Origin of the sequence: Lysinibacillus sp. NPDC097214, from assembly GCF_050277945.1 — a bacterium.
Taxonomy (GTDB): domain Bacteria; phylum Bacillota; class Bacilli; order Bacillales_A; family Planococcaceae; genus Lysinibacillus; species Lysinibacillus xylanilyticus_B.
Genome location: NZ_JBNNSS010000010.1, coordinates 41,742 through 62,227, shown reverse-complemented (window position 1 = coordinate 62,227; position 20,486 = coordinate 41,742). Strand labels below are relative to the sequence as shown.

18 protein-coding genes and 1 riboswitch are annotated in these 20,486 nt (G+C 35.0%); of the genes, 9 read left to right on the top strand and 9 right to left on the bottom strand.

Going from position 1 to position 20,486, the window contains the following annotated elements:
* Positions 1-126: 126 nt before the first annotated feature.
* Together ACQKMI_RS19830 and ACQKMI_RS19825 are read right to left on the bottom strand one after the other, a co-directional pair.
* Positions 127-420 (bottom strand): hypothetical protein, encoded by a 294-nt coding sequence (locus ACQKMI_RS19830; protein ID WP_427491703.1) that lies wholly within the window; start codon positions 418-420, stop codon positions 127-129.
* Positions 421-543: 123 nt separating this feature from the next.
* Positions 544-1,392 (bottom strand): pyridoxamine kinase, encoded by an 849-nt coding sequence (locus ACQKMI_RS19825; RefSeq protein ID WP_427491701.1) that lies wholly within the window; start codon positions 1,390-1,392, stop codon positions 544-546.
* A gap of 187 nt (positions 1,393-1,579) precedes the next feature.
* Here ACQKMI_RS19825 and ACQKMI_RS19820 point away from each other — a divergent pair, with 187 nt between their 5' ends.
* The 6 genes from ACQKMI_RS19820 to ACQKMI_RS19795 all read left to right on the top strand — a co-directional run bounded on the left by ACQKMI_RS19820 (position 1,580) and on the right by ACQKMI_RS19795 (position 6,146).
* Positions 1,580-2,131 carry an ECF transporter S component gene (locus tag ACQKMI_RS19820; protein ID WP_427491699.1) on the top strand — a complete coding sequence of 184 codons (552 nt, stop codon included), beginning with the start codon at positions 1,580-1,582 and terminating at the stop codon, positions 2,129-2,131.
* Between the two features lie 172 nt (positions 2,132-2,303).
* Complete coding sequence (locus ACQKMI_RS19815) at positions 2,304-2,624, top strand: hypothetical protein (RefSeq protein ID WP_427491697.1); 321 nt, start codon at positions 2,304-2,306, stop codon at positions 2,622-2,624.
* A 196-nt stretch (positions 2,625-2,820) separates the two neighbouring features.
* Positions 2,821-3,261: a cell wall hydrolase gene (locus tag ACQKMI_RS19810; RefSeq protein ID WP_427491695.1), complete on the top strand. Its 441-nt coding sequence runs from the start codon at positions 2,821-2,823 to the stop codon at positions 3,259-3,261.
* A gap of 525 nt (positions 3,262-3,786) precedes the next feature.
* The gene (locus ACQKMI_RS19805) at positions 3,787-4,155 is read left to right on the top strand and encodes a hypothetical protein (RefSeq protein WP_427491693.1); all 369 of its coding nucleotides are present in this window, start codon (positions 3,787-3,789) and stop codon (positions 4,153-4,155) included.
* A 390-nt stretch (positions 4,156-4,545) separates the two neighbouring features.
* Positions 4,546-5,484: a hypothetical protein gene (locus ACQKMI_RS19800; protein WP_427491691.1), complete on the top strand. Its 939-nt coding sequence runs from the start codon at positions 4,546-4,548 to the stop codon at positions 5,482-5,484.
* Positions 5,485-5,783: 299 nt separating this feature from the next.
* Positions 5,784-6,146, top strand: a complete 363-nt coding sequence (locus ACQKMI_RS19795) for a hypothetical protein (RefSeq protein ID WP_427491689.1) — start codon at positions 5,784-5,786, stop codon at positions 6,144-6,146.
* A gap of 584 nt (positions 6,147-6,730) precedes the next feature.
* On the opposite strand, the gene ACQKMI_RS19790 is transcribed toward ACQKMI_RS19795, so the two are convergent.
* Complete coding sequence (locus ACQKMI_RS19790) at positions 6,731-8,371, bottom strand: DUF2075 domain-containing protein (RefSeq protein WP_427491687.1); 1,641 nt, start codon at positions 8,369-8,371, stop codon at positions 6,731-6,733.
* A gap of 70 nt (positions 8,372-8,441) precedes the next feature.
* Positions 8,442-9,188: a protein NO VEIN domain-containing protein gene (locus ACQKMI_RS19785; RefSeq protein WP_427491685.1), complete on the bottom strand. Its 747-nt coding sequence runs from the start codon at positions 9,186-9,188 to the stop codon at positions 8,442-8,444.
* Positions 9,189-9,483: 295 nt separating this feature from the next.
* Positions 9,484-9,591: riboswitch (SAM riboswitch) on the top strand.
* 108 nt (positions 9,592-9,699) lie between these two features.
* On the opposite strand from ACQKMI_RS19785, the gene ACQKMI_RS19780 reads away from it, so the two are divergent.
* Positions 9,700-10,983 carry a Na+/H+ antiporter NhaC family protein gene (locus tag ACQKMI_RS19780; protein WP_427491683.1) on the top strand — a complete coding sequence of 428 codons (1,284 nt, stop codon included), beginning with the start codon at positions 9,700-9,702 and terminating at the stop codon, positions 10,981-10,983.
* Positions 10,984-11,298: 315 nt separating this feature from the next.
* On the opposite strand, the gene brnQ is transcribed toward ACQKMI_RS19780, so the two are convergent.
* Both brnQ and ACQKMI_RS19770 read right to left on the bottom strand, forming a co-directional pair.
* Entirely contained in the window at positions 11,299-12,648 is a 1,350-nt protein-coding gene (gene brnQ / locus ACQKMI_RS19775; protein ID WP_427491681.1) for a branched-chain amino acid transport system II carrier protein, read from the bottom strand.
* A gap of 23 nt (positions 12,649-12,671) precedes the next feature.
* Entirely contained in the window at positions 12,672-13,652 is a 981-nt protein-coding gene (locus ACQKMI_RS19770) for a proline racemase family protein (RefSeq protein WP_427491679.1), read from the bottom strand.
* A 311-nt stretch (positions 13,653-13,963) separates the two neighbouring features.
* On the opposite strand from ACQKMI_RS19770, the gene ACQKMI_RS19765 reads away from it, so the two are divergent.
* A complete protein-coding gene (locus ACQKMI_RS19765; protein ID WP_323648282.1) occupies positions 13,964-14,938 on the top strand; it encodes a proline dehydrogenase family protein in 975 nt (324 codons plus the stop codon).
* A 29-nt stretch (positions 14,939-14,967) separates the two neighbouring features.
* On the opposite strand, the gene ACQKMI_RS19760 is transcribed toward ACQKMI_RS19765, so the two are convergent.
* A complete protein-coding gene (locus tag ACQKMI_RS19760) occupies positions 14,968-16,302 on the bottom strand; it encodes a helix-turn-helix domain-containing protein (protein ID WP_427491677.1) in 1,335 nt (444 codons plus the stop codon).
* A 183-nt stretch (positions 16,303-16,485) separates the two neighbouring features.
* On the opposite strand from ACQKMI_RS19760, the gene pruA reads away from it, so the two are divergent.
* Positions 16,486-18,030 carry an L-glutamate gamma-semialdehyde dehydrogenase gene (gene pruA, locus ACQKMI_RS19755; protein ID WP_427491675.1) on the top strand — a complete coding sequence of 515 codons (1,545 nt, stop codon included), beginning with the start codon at positions 16,486-16,488 and terminating at the stop codon, positions 18,028-18,030.
* Positions 18,031-18,407: 377 nt separating this feature from the next.
* On the opposite strand, the gene ACQKMI_RS19750 is transcribed toward pruA, so the two are convergent.
* Positions 18,408-19,475 carry a DUF4145 domain-containing protein gene (locus ACQKMI_RS19750; RefSeq protein WP_427491673.1) on the bottom strand — a complete coding sequence of 356 codons (1,068 nt, stop codon included), beginning with the start codon at positions 19,473-19,475 and terminating at the stop codon, positions 18,408-18,410.
* Positions 19,475-20,251, bottom strand: a complete 777-nt coding sequence (locus ACQKMI_RS19745) for a hypothetical protein (RefSeq protein WP_427491671.1) — start codon at positions 20,249-20,251, stop codon at positions 19,475-19,477. Before ACQKMI_RS19745 ends, ACQKMI_RS19750 begins: the two co-directional genes overlap by 1 nt.
* Between the last annotated feature and the right edge of the window lie 235 nt (positions 20,252-20,486).

Sequence of the window (20,486 nt, the reverse complement as noted above, 5' to 3'; positions counted from 1 at the left end):
ATGCTTTACACTAGCAATTTAAAGATTCAAATTGTGAACATGAGTTAGAATTAGAGGCAAAGAATACTTAAGTTCAGTTTAAAGAAAATGCATAAAAAAAAGAACCGAAAAGATTCGATTCGACTTTTATTCAAACATTCCTATACTGAGCTCCCTACAAAATGATTCTATAGTGTCACGCTCTTCTTTTGGCAATGCCTCGTACTCAATCAGATATTGTGCTGAAAGATCTTCTAGCTCCTGATAACTGACGTCTCTAGTCAGGACGATTCCATTGATTTCATGAGCCAATTGGTTTGCTGCCACAATATTCGTAAACGCAAAGGCCTGTTCTTGATCATCTGTGAATGGTTGAAGATCTACTTCCCCTTGGTAATAGCGATCATTTACTTGCACTACGTAATATCTAATTGAATCCATTATACACCTCCCCAATTCATGATTTTCATTATGTCCTTTTTACAAAAGTTCCATCCCCCGTTAAGTAGAAGACGTGCTGTATAGCCGTTACTATGCATTAACATGTTAAAAACACTAAGATTTCTAAAGTAGCATTCGTAAAAACTTTTCAAAATTCACGCCTGCTTCGCGCGGAATTTGCTCTTTTGACGTAGCTTCAATTGAAGCGGCTAAAAACGTCTCGGCAAGCTTCATCGATTCAACTAAATCCTGCCCGCGCATCATGCCACCCATAATGACTGATGCGAACAAATCACCTGTGCCTGAATAGCTCTCGCCGTTATATTCTCGGATGCTAGAAAATGCACGCTCTGCATCGACATACATATTACCTACATAGCGCTTGTTCACATCTGCTGGCGGCGGATTCAAACCGGTAATAATGACGTTCGCCCCTGTTGTCTGCTGTAACTGATGGCCCGCTTCCTCTAACGCCTGAAGATAATCTGAATCCTCTTGATAGCTTTGTAGCTTCTCGTATGACAAACCCGTAAGCAAGCAGCATTCTGTAATATTAGGTGTAATAATATCTGCACACTTCACTAGCGCTTTCATACGATCAAGCAACTCGCCTGTATACATTTTATACACCTCGCCCAAATCGCCCATTACCGGATCGACAAGTAGCTTTGTTTCACTCGAGTGAAACACGTTTAAAAATCGAAAGATGTTATCAATTTGCTCCTTCCCTGTCACAAAGCCTGTGTGTATGCCATCAAAGGTCGCACCAAGCTTGCTCCACTCATCCACAAAGTAATCCATCTTTGACGTTAAATCCTCACAATAAAAACTCGGATACCCTGTTTGTGCCGTTAAAATTGCAGTTGGTAGTGGCACCGCCTGAACACCCATCACTGACAGCACAGGCATCGCAGCCGTTAACGAGCACTTCCCAAAGGATGACATATCTTGAATTACAGCAACTTTTTTCATCATACTCTCCACCTAACACTGCTTGTATTCTCTTCATCGTATCATATTTAGAAAGATGCGAAAACGTGCATATTTATAAAAAAACAAACTGACCCTTAATATTTTTATCAAATTGGCACTTTTACGATAGTCAGTCCTTTGCTAAAGTTAAAATTATCGAAAAATTCATCATAGTGAGGACATGCAGATGCAAAATATACAAGGTCAATCCTATACAAAATCACGCACGAAAACATTTGATTTAGTGATTACGTCCATTTTAGCAGCACTTGTTTTCGTCGCCACAATGTTTATTAATATTAGGCTACCATTTGGGCAAGGTGGACTTATTCACTTAGGGACATCTATGCTTTTAATCACGTCGATTTTATTCGGGCCTAAAAAAGGAGCACTTGCTGGAGCGATCGGAATGGGCTTATTCGATATTGTAGGGGGTTGGTTAATTTGGGCGCCAACTACAATTATCTCTCGCGCATTACAAGGTGCCATCGTCGGGAAAATCGCTTGGTCTAAAGGACACAGAGGCGACGACATCCGATTAAACATTTTAGCAGCAGTTGTTGCTATGCCCGTAATGATGGGGGTTTACTATATCGGGCAAGCGATTATGTTCAAAAGCTGGGTTGCCCCGATGGCATCCATTCCAGGAGACTTGATCCAAAACGTTGTCGGGTTAATCATCGCAATTCCAGTATGTATCATGATGAAAAAAACACCGTACTTTAAAAAGAATTTTTAATACACCTAAACACGCCGGCAGCATAGATGGCGTGTTTTTTGGTTGTAGTTACGTTTACCATTTCAAGTGGCAAGAATGCAGGATTTTTTCCATACTATATAATAAGAAGAAAAACACCAAGGCGCAAATAACCTAAATTGATAATAACCTATAATCAAAGGGGTGGTTGAAAATGGATGGAGATGCTATCGTTTGGATCGTTTTATTACTGTCTATTGTAATTTGTGATTATTTAGCATCCTATTTATATAAGCATAAGAAGATCCCTATATGGGCTTCTGCCATTGGCATGGCGCTTTTAATTCCGGTAATAGTCGGTAGCTTTATGTATTTAGGGATTAATTATGGACTCGAACCAGGTGATACAGGAGAAGGAGTTGCTTTTGCAGGAGGATTTATGGTGTTGATCCTTGCATTCAATGCCATCATTATGTTCGTTATAGGCGTTATTTTAAATATTTATACGTTCGTTAAAAATAAACGAAAGATTTAAAGAAATCATGTGTATAAAGCACATGATTTTTTTCTTTCGCATAACTCTTGTACATCATTGTGTACTGGTACCCCGCTTTCACAAAAGTCATTCGAAATGACGTTTCAACCTTTTCTTATAGATCATCACTTTTTCCAAATAAATAATTTTTCAATTATGTAAGCTTTTTTTCATACTATATGGTGGAGGTGAAAAAATGCCAAGAGTAAAATATATAGATTCTGACATTGGCTTGGTGGCAAGGATGATGAGAGCAGAAGCGGAAGGTGAAGGCAACCAAGGAATGCTTTATGTTGGCAATGTCATTGTGAATCGTCTTGTAGCAGAATGTCCAGACTTTAAAGATTTAAGAACAATTAATGATGTCATTTATCAGGTACAAGGAGGAAATTATTCTTTTGAAGCGGTTCAAAAAGGGAATTTGTTTTACCAAAGAGCGCGATCTTCTGAAAAAAGATTAGCCAAACTGACGCTGGATTATTGGAGAGAACATCCAGCGAAATTCGCACTTTGGTACTTCAATCCATACGCACCATGTCCACCAACATGGTACGGTCAACCTTTTACTGGTCAATTTAAAAATCATTGCTTCTATGAACCAGCACCTGATACATGTGAAAGTGTGTATCAAGGATAGGTAGCAATCATTTGTGTTTTTGGTAATACCCTTAACACTTTTTTCATCTAAAAAAAAGAAATCCCATGGAAAAGTCTACACTTTCCGTGGGATTTTTTTTTGGTTAACGAAATGATTTAAATCACTAGATAATTTTTATTACCTTTAAGATTTTATATTGAATGTATAGTAACTGCTAAAGTCACGAGAATGAGTGGAGTAATATACGCTATTCTTTTAAATAAATCCATTTGTATAGTTTTCATAAACTCTTTCACTTCTCAAATACTAGGGAGTTTTCTTTCTACAAAGTCCATCCTAACAGCCATTTTTGATTTTTATCAATCTTTGTTCGATTTATAACAAAAGTTGATTTTGTAATAGTTATAGATACTGATATGCTAATAATATACCCGGGAAAAATAAAGCAGGATACAATGCGAAGAAATATAATGGAGCAGGCATATACACTAGTTCCACGATAAAATATGTAATGCATGAAGTAAGTATGTTATGAGTAGAAATAAATAGAGAGTAGTGTGCAATATGAAAAACAAAAAAATATTTTGGATTATTGGTACAACAATACTTATAATTGCCTTGCTTATAACTTTTGATAAGGTTTACGAGAGCAAACACAATCTTGTGGAGATGCTGAAAATTCAAGATACAGTCTATGTCGTAACCTGGGAACCAGTTGAAAAATCCCAAGTAGTAAGGGAATTGGGGGAGATTAAGCAAAAAATAAATCGATATCAAATTCCGGATAATAATTTTGAGTCTAATTCTTTAAATAAGGGTACTCCTATATATGAAAGAAAAAATGGAGATGAGTTTCCAAAATCTGTAGTGTATAAACGAGAGAGTAAATTTTATATTGCTAATCAAGTAGTAAACCTAAACCGTAGTGATTGAGGAAATTGATTGAGCAACAACCTCTTTTTTAGAAATAAATTGTAAAAGTATCTGACTTTTTTGAAATGTTCATATTTAAAGGAGGTAATAGCGATGGGTGTGAATTACCTTGATGTTTTTTTACAATAAGTTTTTTTACCTTCTGGACAATTCTCATCAGTTTGATTGTGAAATTCTTTAAAAATAAGAAGTCTAAGTTCACTAATCATTAAGTTGTAGCACGTTTTCGGTGATAGAAAAAGAAAGAACTAGAGAACGGGGAAACTTACTCAAATGTTCTTTCTTTTTTCGCTTTCGGCCTCGCAAAATATATATAATTACCACCCCAGTACTATGGTGTTCATGGGGATGGTAACTATACAGTATTAAAAAAGTAGTTAGGAGATAAAAATGCTGTTTGAATTTTACTATCAAAGACGTGCAAAGATATTCTATCTTTTTATAGCAATCTCCATTCTTTTGTCTGCATCGATGTTTTTTTCTCAAGTTATTTTAATTCAAAGCAATTTGACTAACTTCGAGATGTACCTTGAAGAAGCTACTAAAAACGGGGAAAATATTCATCAACTATTAAATGGAGATTTCAGTGTAACTTTCAATAATAATGTGGAACAAATCGATAATCCACTAAAATATTATTATATGGCTTATCAATCAAGTCTAGTAGCTATGAATGTTAAAAATGGAATTAATCAATTATTATCTTCCTCGTATTTTATCATATTTCCATTTATCGCAGGTATCTATGGCATAATAGTGGCTAACTCCGATATAAAATATCATACTACTAAAATTAGATTGAGCTTAGATACACAATGGAAATTGAGTTTGAATAAGATATTAGCTAGTCTTTTGAGTATTTTTTTCTTTCTGTTTGCATCAATAATCACTTTCTTTTTACTTCAATATTTTTCTATTTTTTTCATTAAACCTGAACCTTCATTAAACATAGATGGAACACTTCTCAATCAAATCTCTTATCTAAACAAAGCACCCGTACAGTTGCTAGTAATTATTATTGCTGCTTTTATGAATTTTATATTTTATTTCTATCTGACAGCCGTAACTAGGAACACTTTTATTAGCTTATTTCTTCTAGGCATATACAATTTGATACTACCTCCGTTGGGTAAATATGACCTAAAAAATATTTTATTAACCATTTACCCAAGTATATTTAACACCAATGCTTCAACATTTCGTGCAAATGTAGGACAGAATATAGAGTTGGGATTTCATTTAATCATTATTTCATTTCTTCTTTTGTTAGGCTATATTTGGCTGATGGAATATATTAGAAGAAAATGGAGTATACAAATTGAAAAATAATAAACATTGAGTAGTATTTTGGTTACTACATTTATGGTCTTTCAATTCATCTTGTCTAAATTTTTGGAATTGAAAAAAGCACCTCTTTCAATTTAATTCCCCCATGTCCCCCAACATGGTACGGCGGCTGAAAACATAAAAGTACCCTATAAGATAGACTTTTTTAAGTATCTATCTTATAGGGTACTCTTATATAAATAAATGGGAGCATATCAAAACAACGTTTCTCCTTTCTCTATCAATAAAAAGTATCAATTCTTTGATATCCTTTTTTAATCGTTTAAAAGAAGGTGAAAACTTTGAGTTATATATTAATAAATATATTTATTTTATTACTTATCATTTTATTTGCTGAATCATTAATGTATTTAATTACAATAAAAAATACAAAATTAAAAAGCATTTTAACTTATATAGTAATGGCAGTAATAGCGTTTATCACCAGTAAATATATACCTAATGATTATAAGGAATGGACAAAAACAATAGCTACAGCATTTTTAATTGTAGCATTAGTATCTTTACTTAAAAAAATACCGATTTTGATTAAACTAATCATTAAGCTGCAGCACATTTTCGGGGATAGAAAATGTAAGCATGAGCGAACGAGAACCTCACTAAATGTTCTTTCTTTTTTCGCTTTCGGCCTAGCAAAAAAATAGGTAGAGGGGGATTAAATATCGACTATGACTACAAATTATATTGTGACGAGAGGCGAAAAAAAAGATATTCCTCAATGGATTATAGTGGGGGGATTTGTTATCGCTGCCCTTACTGCGATAGGTATGACGGTTATTTTACACTAAAGGTCGTGGAACCTGTTGAATATGCCATGAAATTAAATATGAACTTTGCAACATGGTAGACTCATTGTTAGTCTAGGATCTGGATTTTGGTTATGGGAAAATTACATTATGGACTTTAGCAATAACTTATTTCTTTTCAACTTTATATGATTAAGGAGATTTATTATGTTGAATAAATTTAGAATGAAATACGGTGTACCTTTGATGTTCATAACTAGTCTCTACTTACTAATTATCAAAATAGGCGAAAATCTATTTTCTACTATTTGCTTAAGTATAGCTGTAGTTGGATTTGGCTTGATGTCTTTATTCAATATAAAAAGAAAATGAAATACATCTTAGAAAATAGTAATTGATTATATAAAGCCCAATAGCGTATGGTCTCTCTACCATACCTATTGAGCTTCTTAAATTTGTCCTATTAAAATATATGATTACTTTTACAAGCTTTCAGATTGAAGTTCTAATAATTTTTCTCTAAGTACTTCATCACTAGCATAAATATATAATCCTTTAATTCCCCGCTTCATCAGCACATTCATGGAATTTAGAATAATCTTTTCTTTTGCTTGTTTAACATTTTCTATACCTTCAATTCCTGCAAATGCACCTACATCTTTGTAATTCTCAGGTTTTATAACTAAACAATCGGATTGCTTATCGTATGTTATAGATGGTCCTAGGATTATACCCACATAGTTTAAATCGAAGCCCTGAATTGTATAGATGGAGCCTGCTTCTTCTATAGTGGAGTCCTTTTCTGCCCAAGTGTATTTCCCATCTGTTATGTTCCATGGAATTTTGTAATTGCCCTTATCTTCCGTTATATAATAAATACCGCCGTCTTTCTTATGTAAATAATCAAATGTTGAAACAACTCGACTTAAACCACCATCATTATTCTTTTCAATAATCGCTTTATGCATTTTTTGTAAAGATTCAAATATCGTCAACTCATATTCTTTATCGTTAGGAATAGGAGAAATCTTTTTATTTTTAAAATGATCAATCCATTCAATTACCTCTTCGTTTGCTCTCATACGGAATTGATTTTTTAGTTCATATTTTTCATAATCACTTTGATGCAATAAGGCTTCTAAAGTAGCTTCCTTCCAAAAGCTTTTAAGTTTCAATACTTGGCTTTCATCATAAACAACTACAACGATTTTCGCCAACTTCATAAGCTCTTCAAGCTGATTATTGTCTGTAAAATTATTATATGTGTCTGGCCTAGTTAACAATAAATGTCCTTCATCCACTAAAATAATGTCAGCCTTTTCGCCTGATTTTTTTAGACGATTAATTAAAGGTGTAGGTCTATCAAAATTTTTAGCTTTTAAAAACTTTAATTTAGAAGCTATACTTTTATATGTTTTGAGCATTTCATCATGATTAACAACTAAATAATTTTCTGAACCACATAAATGTGATGTAACATCTGAAGACAGTTCCTGTATAGAATTAAATATAGAACTTAACACCACACTTTTACCTGTCCCCGCTTCACCTTGAATCAAGAATAAAAATGATTTATCTTCTTCTGAACGAGAAATATTTTGCTCGCAAATTTCAATAACTTTTTCCTTTAACTCTAATTGTTCAACTGACAATTCCTTAAAAGGTGAAAGCTTAAAAACATCACGGTTTTCAATTACATGCTGTTCATTATTAACTATCCCTTGATCTACTAGACGTTGCCAAATTTCCTTAAAAATATCACGGTCATAAAACTTTTTATTGAAGTAATTATGTGAAATATTATTTACCGTTTGGCTCTTATTTTGTAGCTTATATTTTTGGTCTCCTAGAAAATAATTAATAAGCTTCGTCTCTAAATGAAACGTAGCAGAACGATTAAACTCCTCATGATGGATTAAATGCATCTCATCTAATTTCTGACGTTCCTTTGTATTTAAATGTGCACGCATTCGATTTTTGAAAGCTACCGTTTCTCCAATATAAGCCTCTTTTTGATCCTTTAAAAGGTAGATGACTGGATAATTTAAATAGCTTTCTTTGTTATTGATACTTTTTAAACTTTTTTCATTAAATGGCCATGTATTAATTTCAACTGTATTCACCTTAATGCCACCTTACTTACGATATAGATAAACTTATTTTAGCATATTAATATAGCTACACTTTTGCTTACTAATCAATCTCTGTATAATTTAAATCACTACTGCTAATACCCCAATTAACATTGATTACAGTGGTAATCTGCTTCTTAGGATTAAATTTCCTATGCGGGTTGGAATAAACCTCCACTATGGGCTCATTACTAAAACAATCTTTTACTAATACAAGGTGATAATCTTCTTGTTTTTCAGCTGCAATAACCCATTCTTTATCTGTAAACAATACGCCACCATTATCTCCCGATAAACCTTTTACTTCAAATACACGGTCAGAATTTTCAACCTCAAAATCATACCCACAACCTAAATCACGAGTATCTACTAAAACATCATGGGGATAATATTTAGCAAACCAATCTACAAAAATTGCTTCAGCTTTTTTTCCCGTTATACCACGTGTTGTATAAGTAGATGTTTGTTTATGTACATTTTCAGATAATAAAAGCACTGCCCTTGATGACGCTTCATCTAATAAATCCAATACAACAGCTCTTAGTGCTTCTTCACTCAAATGATCAAATGCATCAACAATTTTTAAGTTACTTTTACTTAACTCTACTTGATGCCAACCCGCCCGATGTCCAAATAACGGATCAAAATCATCCCGCCGATTCTTTACACTGTTTCTCTTATAACCTAGTTTTTTACCTATTTCTTCATGTGCCTGATTAATTTTAAAATATCCAAGATTCGCGTAGGCGACCCTATCAAACTTTGCTAAATAAAATGCTGTAATTAATAATTTTTCTCTTTTATCCATCCGATATACCTCATTAAATTCCAATTAGTATTCTACAATATTATTATAAGTTAATTTTTTTATATTTTGGAAATTTAATATTATGAAACGAGATATAATAAGACCTAATGTGAAAAATTTTAAAAGACCTTTGAAATTGAAGTAGCAGATCTTTAGATAATAGCATTACTGATCTCTTTTTTTCCTGAGAAAAAGCTTTTATGTTACTTTGAAATAAGGTTTGATTAAAAAATGTTGCAAATATAGATGTTTTATTATAATATTTCATTATTGTGCAAAAAATAATATGTTTTTCTTCTTATCAAGAGAGATGGAGGGACTGGCCCTATGAAATCTCGGCAGCGGAACTTTGTGAGTAAGTTACTGTGCCAAATCCAGCAAGCAATGGCTTGATAGATAAGAGGAGTGTTTTATAGATATAAGACCTCTTCTTGTTATTTCAAGAAGTGGTCTTTTTTTAGAGAAAAATGGACAAAGACGTATCCATTTTTAATTTTTGGAGGTTGAATAATTGAAGAAAGAGAATCCATGGGCGTTAATCCCATTTGTTGTTTTTTTAGTTTTATTTATTGGTTCAGGGGTTATTACAGGTGATTTTTATGCCTTCCCTGTCATTGCAGCTATTGCTATTTCGGGCGCTGTGGCTCTGGCGATGAATCGAAAAGAATCGTTTTCGCATAAGGTTGATATTTTTTGTAAAGGCGCAGGAAATGTAAATGTCATGCTGATGGTTGTTATTTTTCTCTTGGCTGGAGCCTTTTCAGAGGTAGCCAAAGGCATGGGTGCAGTGGACTCCACTGTTAACTTTGCTTTGTCGGTCATTCCGCAAAACCTGCTTGTCGTAGGCTTGTTCATCATTGCCTGCTTTATCTCCCTATCAATGGGTACATCGGTAGGAACAATTGTTGCACTGGCGCCAATTGGAGTTGGGATCAGTGAGCATACCGACTTTTCTATAGCTTTAGTAATGGCAGCGATTGTTGGAGGTTCGATGTTTGGCGATAACCTATCCTTTATTTCAGATACAACCATTACTGCCGTTCGTTCACAAGGCGCACAAATGAAGGATAAATTTAAGGTGAATTTTTGGATTGTGTTGCCTGCAGCGATTGTAACGAGCATTATTCTAGGCATTATCACAATGGGTGAAACGACTGCACAAGTAGAGCATTTAAGCTATAGTTGGGTGAAAATTGTTCCCTATGTATTGGTTATTATTTTTGCGCTAGTTGGAATGAATGTATTTCTTGTTCTTGCATTTGGAATTGTTCTGGCCGGGGCTGTCGGCTTAGCGGATGGTAGCTATCAGTTAATGGACCTTTTCCAAAAGATTGGTGATGGAATGGCAGGCATGTATGAAATGGCATTTCTTGCGATCTTAATAGCTGGAATGGTGGAGATTATTAAGCTGAACGGAGGCATTGACTTCCTACTTCACCTTGCGACACGAAGAATTAAATCGAAAAAAGGTGCTGAATTTGGGATTGCTGGCCTTGTTGGTCTAACTAATTTATCTACGGCCAATAATACGATTGCTATTTTAATTGCTGGTCCACTTGCAAAAAATATTGCTGACCAGTATGGAATTGAGCCGAGAAAGTCCGCAAGTATATTAGATATTTTCTCCTGTACGGCCCAAGGTCTTCTTCCATATGGTGCTCAATTCCTGGCAGCCGCAAGCGTAGCTGGAATTTCGCCAGTGAGCATGTTGCAATATTCTTTCTATCCAATTTTGATAGGAATTTGCGGAATCATCGCTATCCTAATCGGATATCCGAAACCAAAAAAAGCCTGACCTCATCACTTTAAAGTGACAAGTGTAACTTTAAAATTTCACATTGAAATAATCCAATCGTTTTGGCAAAAAATCAAAACGATTGGATTTTTTATTTGAGGCTTATTCAATGTTTCAAAAGTCAAGTCGTCACGTATTGCACATTTGCCACCTTGCAAGCAACTCTTACTTTTATTAATAACAAAAAATTACTATTGATTGAATTTCCCAGAACTAAATACTAGTTAAAAGTCTCGATTAAAAATGTGCCTCTTTAAGTAAAAAGGCACATCCAAGAACATTTCAAATGCGGGTGTTATCATACTATCGTTTCACTTAATTTGATACACTACTACCACTCTGTACAACATTTTTATTGCTGAAAAGATAGCCAATAATCGCACCTAACAGACCTGTAATTAGCCAACCTGCACCTGATGTAAATAATGGAATAAAGGCAAATGTAGCGTTAATTTGGTCTACCATAATATTAGCATCCTTCAATGCATCTAATATTGCTATAAATGCAGTACCAATCATCGTGCCTACATATACACTTTGTGCACCACCAAACCATTTTTCTGTAAAAATAAGGATGATTAAAGCGATAGCAATTGGGTATAAAAGCATTAATACTGGTGAAGCCATCGATAAAATCTTTGTTAAACCAAAGTTTGTAAATACAACACCTAGTAATGAGAAAACAATTAACCACTTTTTATATGAAATACTTGGCATAATGCGGCTAAAATATTCAGCAGTTGCAGCTAAACAAGCAACGTTTGTTGTAATTCCTGTTAAGAAAATGACGATTCCAATTAAATAAATTCCGATTTGACCAAATAAAGTTTTCGCTGCTAAGGCAATAAGTTCTCCGCCATTTGATACATAACCAACCGAATCCACACTCGATACACCGATCCAAGCCATAGATACCTGTAACGCAACTAAACCAACAACCGTAATAATCCCTGCTTTAAAAAATACTTTGGAAACGTCTTTTTGTGTCTTCAAATTCAACGATTCAATTGATTTAATAAAAATTCCACCAAAAACAAAGGCTGCCAGTACATCCATTGTGTAATAACCTTGTGTAAAGCCCTTTAGAAAAGCAGCCATCGTTGTTTCATAACCAGCCGATTCTACAGGTGCTTGTACAGAACCCATTGGAGTAATAATTGATTTTGCAACAATAATAATTAAAAGCACTGTAAAGATAGGTGTCGCAATTTTCCCTAAACGTTCAACAAGCTTAGATGTTTCCCAAGATAAATAGATTGTCATCGCGATAAATGCAACTGAGAAAAGGAGTAAAAATAGTGTATGGTTCGCATCACTTGGGAACAATTGTCTTAATCCAATTTCATACACAACCGATGTTGTACGTGGAATGACATAGAACGGCCCTAATGCAAGGAATAGTAAAATGGAAAAAACGACTGCAAACTTTGGTGAAACGCGATTCGCTAAACTTTCTACTGTCCCGCCACCTTTATTTAATGCAACGATTGCTAAAAGAACTAAGCCTACTCCTGTAATTAAAAAGCCCGCCATTGCGATTGGTGTATTGTTTCCTGCCTGCTGTCCTACAATCGGTGCGAAGATCACATTTCCTGCACCTAAAAACATGGCAAACAACATGAATCCAATGACTAGAATTTGAACAAAGGATATTTTATTACCCATATAACCGCCCCTTTTCCTGTTATTTAAACAACAAATCCTACTGGATAAATATCTTTACTTTGAAGTATGAATTTGTGCTCCCCAGTAATCCAAGCTGCACCGCGAATGGCTGGAATGATTGCCTCATAATCTCCCACATTCGTTTTGCCTAAAATTCTGCCTGTAAACTGTGAACCAATAATACTTTCTTGAATAATTGCATCTCCTTCATCCAATGTAAGCGTTGCCATTTTAGCACAGGTGCCTGTTCCACAAGGAGAGCGGTCAATTTGTTCATTCCCAAAGACAACTACGTTTTTATAGTGGCTATTCGTAATTTTTTCTGAAATCTCTACTAAGTCAACGGACTTGATGCCGTCAATTAACGGATGTTGAATGTCAATATTCGCATTGACATAATCTCTTATATCTTTGGAGTATTTTAATATTTCTTGTTTATTTTGCAAATCAACGTCTATCTTTAACTCACTTGCATTTACTATAGCGAAAAAGCTTCCCCCGAAAGCAATATCAAGCTGAACTGTACCTAGCTCATCCAGTTCAATTTTTAAATCCTTATGTAGTACAAAGGCTGGTACATTTTTGAATTCAACTGCTTCCACTTCATCCCCGTTATAATAAATAGAGCACTCCACAATACCTGATGGTGTATCAACTAATACTTTATCTTTCTTTTCAATAAGTCCTTTATTGATACACATAGTGACTGTGCCAATGGTTCCATGTCCACACATGTTTAAGTAATCGCCGCTATCCATGAAAATAACGCCAAGATCACACTGTGGATGAATAGGCTCAACTAGAATAGAACCAAACATATCTTTGTGCCCACGAGGTTCATTCATTAGCAACTTTCGTAAATGGTCATAATTTTCCTTTACGAAATTTTTCTTTTCCATCATTGTTTCTCCAACGATTTTTGGAAATCCATCCACAACAATTCGTGTTGCTTCCCCTACAGTATGTGTATCAATTGTTTTTATTTCATACTCATAACTAGTCATATAGTTCTCTCCCCCAAAGATCTAAAAATAGTAATTTTGCATAAAAAATCTAATTAAACTATTATTCACCCCTTTTGGAATTTTCGAATAAATCTATACAACACAACATAAAGCATAATCATTCGTTTGAAAAGTTTTTTTTTCGACAAAAAATATTTTTACTTATTTTCAAGTCAGTAGAAATTCAATAACCACAATACCCCATGACCTGAAAACGTTTGCAAAATAATTTTTTGAAATTTTACAGTTTTCTTTTTTTAGTGTTATAATCGCCAAGAATTTAAATTTCATTATTTTTAGGAGGCTATTTTATGGCATTACGTGACTTTTTTATTTACTTATCGGAGAACCAAATGCTTAATGGTGCAGCTCAAAGATACGGCTTACGAATGGGCGCTCAAAGCGTTGTAGCAGGCACAACAATTCCAGAGGTTGTACAAACGATTAAAGAATTAAACAAAGCAAACATTTCTTGTACAGTAGACAACCTTGGCGAATTCGTCTTTGAGAAATCAGCGGCAACAGCAGCGAAACAAAATATTTTAGCCGTTATACAAGCTATTCATGATGAGCAATTGGATGCACACATTTCACTTAAGCCATCACAGATAGGTCAAGATATCGATATCGACTTTTGCTATGAAAATTTAAAAGAAATCGTGGCACTTGCACATCAGTACGATATTTTTGTGAATTTCGATATGGAAAACTACGCACGCCTTCATAGCTCATTTGACTTACTAGAAAAGCTACACCAAGAGTACGATAATGTGGGTACGGTTATTCAAGCTTACTTCTTTGAGTCAGAGGAAAATATTGAGAAATACAAAAACTTCCGCCTTCGTATCGTAAAAGGTGCCTACAAGGAAGATGATAATGTGGCTTATCAATCAAAAGGTGATATTGATCGCAACTATTTAAAACTAATCGAGCAACATTTGCTAAACGGTAAGTTCACATCGATTGCAACACATGACCACAATGTCATTAATCATGTGAAGCAATTTGTTAAGAAACATAATATTTCGAATGATAAATTTGAATTCCAAATGTTATATGGCTTCCGCAAAGATATGCAGTATGATTTAGCGAAAGAAGGCTATAACTTCTGTACATATTTACCATTCGGTAGTGATTGGTACGGTTATTTCATGCGACGTCTAGCAGAGCGCCCTCAAAATCTAACACTTGTCACAAAACAAGTGTTTACTAAAAAAACAAATACAGCCATTGGTCTAGGTGTTACAGCCTTTGCTCTTGGTCGTCTATCTAAAAAGGTCAAATAATTCAACACATAAATAAAAGAGCGAAAACATCATGAATCAATGTTTTCGCTCTTTTTATTGAGTTTATAATTTTTCACACGATACTGTAAACTTTGTCGTCGTATGCCTAATGTAGCCGCAGTTTTCGAGATATTCCCTTGATGAAAATCTAATGCTTTGGAAATATAATACTCTTCCACCTCTTTCATGTAGACATCAAGTGGTCGAATATCATTTGGATCTTTAATAATAAATAAATCCGCATTCTCTTCCATCCCATCATCATAAATCTGCTGGATTTTCCATCTAAAATAAGCTGGTAGCATATGTAAATCTATGACAGTTTCATTCGTCAAAAGGGAGGAAATTTCATCAAGTAATACTTCTAACTCCTTTAAATTTCCAGGCCAATCATATTTCAAAAAGATCTCTTTGACTTCTTCCGATAACCCCTGAATGGATGAGCCAAAGCTAACACGATGGCGCTGGAAGTAATCATCAATAAACGGCATAATATCTTCTTTTCTCTCTCGTAATGGAGGTACATAAATCGTAATCCCTGAAAACAGTCGATATAACTCCTTAGATAACATTTGTTCTTGAATTAAATCAATCGGGTCTTTTCCCACACTAGCAATGAGCATATGCTGATGATGCGAATGATTGTTAAACAATTCTACAATTTTTTTTTGCGCCGCTATGGATAAATACTCAATCCGTTCAGCGAAGAACGTAATACTCTCTTCTCCAGCAATGCTTTTTTCAAATTGCTTTAAAATAGTGTTTTCATCTCTACGGCAAATCAATGCAATAAACAGATCGTTTTGCACCTTTAAATCATGATGAATTCCCTCAGCAATCATATCAATTCCTGTACCCGATTCCCCTACTAACACAACGGGCATTCTACTCAATGCCACAATTTTTGCTTTTTCTATAACGTCTCGCATCACTTCTGATACTGCGGTAATAATTTCAAAGGTCAGCGGAGCACCGTATCTTCTTAATGGCTGGTACATCATATGTTCAAGCTGTGTAATATCTCGTGCAAATTCCACAGCACCTACTAAAGCTCCCTCATAGTGCAACGGATAAATATTACTAATGTACGTGACTTCTTGATTTTTTTTATTCCAATACGTTTTTTTCACATTGGGTATTGGCGATTCGGAGCTTAAAACTTTATAAATATCACTTTTCTCCGATTCAAAATCAATAATTTCGAGTGCTCGTCTCTGCTCGAATTCATCTTCATTCACGCCTTCTAATTCTCGCATTTTTTTATTATAGATGAGCAATTTACCCTCTGTATCTACAACACAAATGCCCATATCCCCTTTTTCAATAACGTATTTATAAATATTTAATAAAATATGATTGTCCATCTTGTCCTCCTGTATACGCCTATCCCTCCCAATATTTTAACACTATGCATGAAAGGTAGACATGCAAATTGAAAAATTCCGAAAATTATTGTTGATTAATGCCAAATTATATTGCATTATAGAATTAATAAAATTCTAAATAGTGCATAATCATTTGGCACTTGTTCACAGGAGGAAATTAATTTGATTACATATAAACACGAACCATTCACAGATTTCTCGAAACAAGAAAACAAAGATGCATACGTAGCAGGCTTACAAACTGTTGAAGGCTATTTAGGTCAAGACTACCCACTTATTATCGGTGGCGAACGTATTATGACAGAAGATAAAATCGTTTCGTACAACCCAGCGAAGAAAACAGAAGTGATTGGCCGCGTGTCAAAAGCTACACGTGACTTAGCTGAAAAAGCAATGCAAGTGGCAGATGAAACATTCAAAACATGGAAAAAAGTAGACCCAGCGATTCGCGCAGACGTTTTATTCAAAGCAGCAGCGATTATCCGTCGCCGAAAATTCGAATTCTCAGCTTTATTAACAAAAGAAGCGGGTAAACCATGGAACGAGGCAGATGCAGATACTGCAGAAGCTATTGATTTCTTAGAATACTACGGTCGTCAAATGCTACGTGTTAAAGAAGGTCAACCTGTAGAGAGCCGTCCTGGTGAATACAACCGTTATGACTATATTCCATTAGGTGTTGGTATCGTTATCTCTCCTTGGAACTTCCCATTCGCAATTATGGCGGGTACAACAGTAGCAGCTCTAGTTACAGGGAACACAGTTTTATTAAAACCAGCTTCTACAACACCAGTTGTAGCATATAAATTTATCGAAGTATTAGAAGAAGCAGGATTACCAGCAGGTGCAGTCAATTATGTACCAGGTAGCGGTTCAGAAATTGGGGACTACTTAGTAGACCACCCACGTACACGCTTCATCAGCTTCACAGGTTCACGTGATGTTGGTTTACGTATTAACCAACGTGCTTCTGTATTAAACGATGGCCAAATTTGGATCAAACGTGTTATCGCTGAAATGGGCGGTAAAGATACAATCGTAGTCGATAAAGAAGCTGACCTTGAATTAGCTGCTCAATCAATCGTGAAATCAGCATTCGGCTTCTCTGGGCAAAAATGTTCTGCATGTTCTCGTGCCATTATCGTTGAAGATGTCTATGACACAGTTGTTAATCGTGTAATTGAACTTACTAACACGTTAACAGTTGGTGACCCAACAGACCCAACAAACTTCATGGCAACGGTAATCGATGCAGCTGCATTCAACAAAATTACAGAGTACATCGAAATCGGAAAAGGCGAAGGTCGTCTTGTTGCAGGTGGAACAGCAGATGATTCAGTAGGTTACTTCGTCAACCCAACAGTATTTGCAGACGTAGACCCATCTGCACGCATTATGAAAGAAGAGATCTTTGGTCCAGTTGTGGCAATCGCCAAAGCAAAAGACTTCGACGAAGCAATTGCCATTGCAAACGATACTGAATACGGTTTAACTGGTGCGGTTATTACAAATAATCGTATGAATTTAGAAAAAGCTCGTGAAGATTTCCATGTAGGTAACTTATACTTCAACCGTGGCTGTACAGGTGCAATCGTAGGTTACCAACCATTCGGTGGCTTCAACATGTCAGGTACAGACTCAAAAGCAGGCGGTCCAGACTACTTACAATTACACATGCAAGCAAAAACGACTTCTGAGATGCTCTAAAACATAGACATTTCGGTTCCGTATATGGCTGTCCAATTAAGTTGAATTACGCGAAGTTTGGGAACGAACTTGTAGACTTTTTAACCCTTGGCTTTCCTTTTAGGAATTGCTGAGGGTTCTTTTTAATAGGAAGCTTTTTGAGATGCGCTAGTATCCATTTTGGATATTTCCTCATTTGTATGCTTTTCCGTATGGAGCTTTTAAAAAAGTGCCAAAACCCTTATTTATTAAGGATTTTGACACTCTGTGAAATCGTTTGATTTTAAAAAATGAAGACGGCCTTCTCAATATTTCTTAGATAACTCTCTTTGACAACTTCTTCTAATTTCATATGCTAAAAATGCTCTTTAAGCCATCTCTATCATTCTTCACTTACGTTAAATTTCAACCTTTGTAAACTCCATCCCCTGTACCTTCAACTGATTAAATAAATTCGCTAATGCCGTCTCTCCGACATTGCGGTACTTACCTAATAGCACTAGCTCTTTAGGGAAATCCTTAACATGGAAGAAACCTTGCTCTTGTAACGAGTTAAGCAAGCTTGTTTGTCCGGGAAAGTTGTCCTTCGTTAACGCAACATTTCCTAATGCTTCAGTTAAAATAACAAAATCTGATTTATAAAATAACAAGACTTCCCCGCGATATTGCTCCATTAATATTTTGCGTTTTTGTTCTTCTTCAACGAATAATCGTAATTCTTCAAAGAAACATTCATCATTAGCTTCTTTAAATCGCTTCACAAACTGGTAAATACCGTCTAATTGATATGGCAGTTCACTCATAATACGTGCTTGCTGTTCGCCATTCAAACGAATTAAAAATGTTGTGGATTTTGGGAAACGCTGTGGCAATAAAAATGCATCACGTAAAAAATCCGGTATCTCAACAAATTGATCTTTATAGTAAATTCTACGACTAACCTTTTGCTCGGTTACAACATTTTCTGGCGTCGGCTGTTTTTGCGCAAACGTCTGCATTAATGCTTCAATATGTTCGATTAAATATTCACTATCTACCGCGCTTTTTTCAGGAACCGGTTCAATATACTCTGGTACCTCAATATCTGGTGATGCATATGTTTCGATAAACCATGTCAAAATTAAATGCTGATACTCCCAACAAGTTAATGCTTCTCGAATTAATATTTTGCGCGTACCATCATGACTTGCTGTGTTTCCTTGGCGACGAACGAAGTGAATCGCATTATCCGTTGTTGGCGTAATAATACCTTCATTTTTTAACTTCATTTGTAATTCGCCGAAATTTAAGTCACTGTGCTCAAGCCCTTCCAATTGCGCAACTTGACGAACTAACGTTTCCGCCATCGTTCGCGTTGTTTGCATCGCTGCACGTGGTGAAATAAAAAGAAGCTTTTCTATTTCTTGCGTTAACTCAGCTAAATTTGGATTAATTCTGTATAAAATTTCTTGTAACTTTTGCGACACTATTTCACACCTACCTGCTTAATTTTTTCTATCAAATATGGAATTTTTTCTTTATATTTATCTTTGTTTGCTAAGCGTAAAGAGTACTCTAATTTTTTCAAATGATACATCGCTTCTTTGGGCAGTTCTTCTATAATGAGGTCATGTTCATATAGTAGTAGACTCATCTCTACTTCAGACGAATATAATTTGATTTCTTCAAAAGAACTTCCTGTCCATTTGTAGGCACGTACTATAAAATCATAGTCTCTGTAGTGACCTTGAATAACATGACCGTCTTTTCCAATTAATTCTGCCCTAAGTGGTTCATTATTTTTCGCACTTTTTTCTTCAAAAAAACGATACTGCATATCTGATAAATATTCATACTTTAACGCTTCATTTGTATCCACATCTTTACTTTTCACAATTGCAAATATTACTTCTATATTAGAGTTAATATCCTTAGCTACTCGAAGATCCCCAGTACTCGGATCTGCCCATTCATCAAATATTTCATCATATGGATGGCTATGATAATAAGCAACAAAGTCACTTGTTGTCACAAGCTTTCTCGCTTCCTTCACAATATCATTCACTTGCTCATCTGCCTTTACACTTGAAGCTGTTTTATTCAGTACATTCGCAACTGGAAATGTATACTCACCAACTACATTTCTATCTTGCTCACCAAAAAGTAAACCAAAGCATTCCTTTTGCTGACCGCGCTTTGGATAATGGCTAATGCAGTCAAGTAGCATAGTTGTTAATGTATTGTTGATTAATTCTAAGTGCATAAAAAACCCTCCTTATATTTAAAATAAAAGCGTACCAGTATAAAAACATGATACGCTTTCTAATTGTTATACTTGATTTAATAAGGCGCCTTTAACGCTTCAAACTCTTCCTCCTACAACGTAACACCTTTCCCCAATTTCTCACGCGTCCACATAGAAGGACGAAAGGGTTTCTTTGTTGTAAGTTGCTCATTTTACTCTTCTTCACTTACTTATAAATGTGTTTCTATTGCGT

What these genes read in the sequence shown, in the direction of transcription:
- ACQKMI_RS19815 (WP_427491697.1), top strand. Translation starts at nt 2,304, where the DNA reads ATGGATGGAGATGCTATCGTTTGGATCGTTTTATTACTGTCTATTGTA.
- ACQKMI_RS19810 (WP_427491695.1), top strand. Translation starts at nt 2,821, where the DNA reads ATGCCAAGAGTAAAATATATAGATTCTGACATTGGCTTGGTGGCAAGG.
- ACQKMI_RS19820 (WP_427491699.1), top strand. Translation starts at nt 1,580, where the DNA reads ATGCAAAATATACAAGGTCAATCCTATACAAAATCACGCACGAAAACA.
- ACQKMI_RS19760 (WP_427491677.1), bottom strand. Translation starts at nt 16,302, where the DNA reads ATGGACAATCATATTTTATTAAATATTTATAAATACGTTATTGAAAAA.
- ACQKMI_RS19805 (WP_427491693.1), top strand. Translation starts at nt 3,787, where the DNA reads ATGAAAAACAAAAAAATATTTTGGATTATTGGTACAACAATACTTATA.
- ACQKMI_RS19830 (WP_427491703.1), bottom strand. Translation starts at nt 420, where the DNA reads ATGGATTCAATTAGATATTACGTAGTGCAAGTAAATGATCGCTATTAC.
- ACQKMI_RS19770 (WP_427491679.1), bottom strand. Translation starts at nt 13,652, where the DNA reads ATGACTAGTTATGAGTATGAAATAAAAACAATTGATACACATACTGTA.
- ACQKMI_RS19825 (WP_427491701.1), bottom strand. Translation starts at nt 1,392, where the DNA reads ATGAAAAAAGTTGCTGTAATTCAAGATATGTCATCCTTTGGGAAGTGC.
- ACQKMI_RS19800 (WP_427491691.1), top strand. Translation starts at nt 4,546, where the DNA reads ATGCTGTTTGAATTTTACTATCAAAGACGTGCAAAGATATTCTATCTT.
- ACQKMI_RS19745 (WP_427491671.1), bottom strand. Translation starts at nt 20,251, where the DNA reads ATGCACTTAGAATTAATCAACAATACATTAACAACTATGCTACTTGAC.
- ACQKMI_RS19785 (WP_427491685.1), bottom strand. Translation starts at nt 9,188, where the DNA reads ATGGATAAAAGAGAAAAATTATTAATTACAGCATTTTATTTAGCAAAG.
- brnQ (WP_427491681.1), bottom strand. Translation starts at nt 12,648, where the DNA reads ATGGGTAATAAAATATCCTTTGTTCAAATTCTAGTCATTGGATTCATG.
- ACQKMI_RS19765 (WP_323648282.1), top strand. Translation starts at nt 13,964, where the DNA reads ATGGCATTACGTGACTTTTTTATTTACTTATCGGAGAACCAAATGCTT.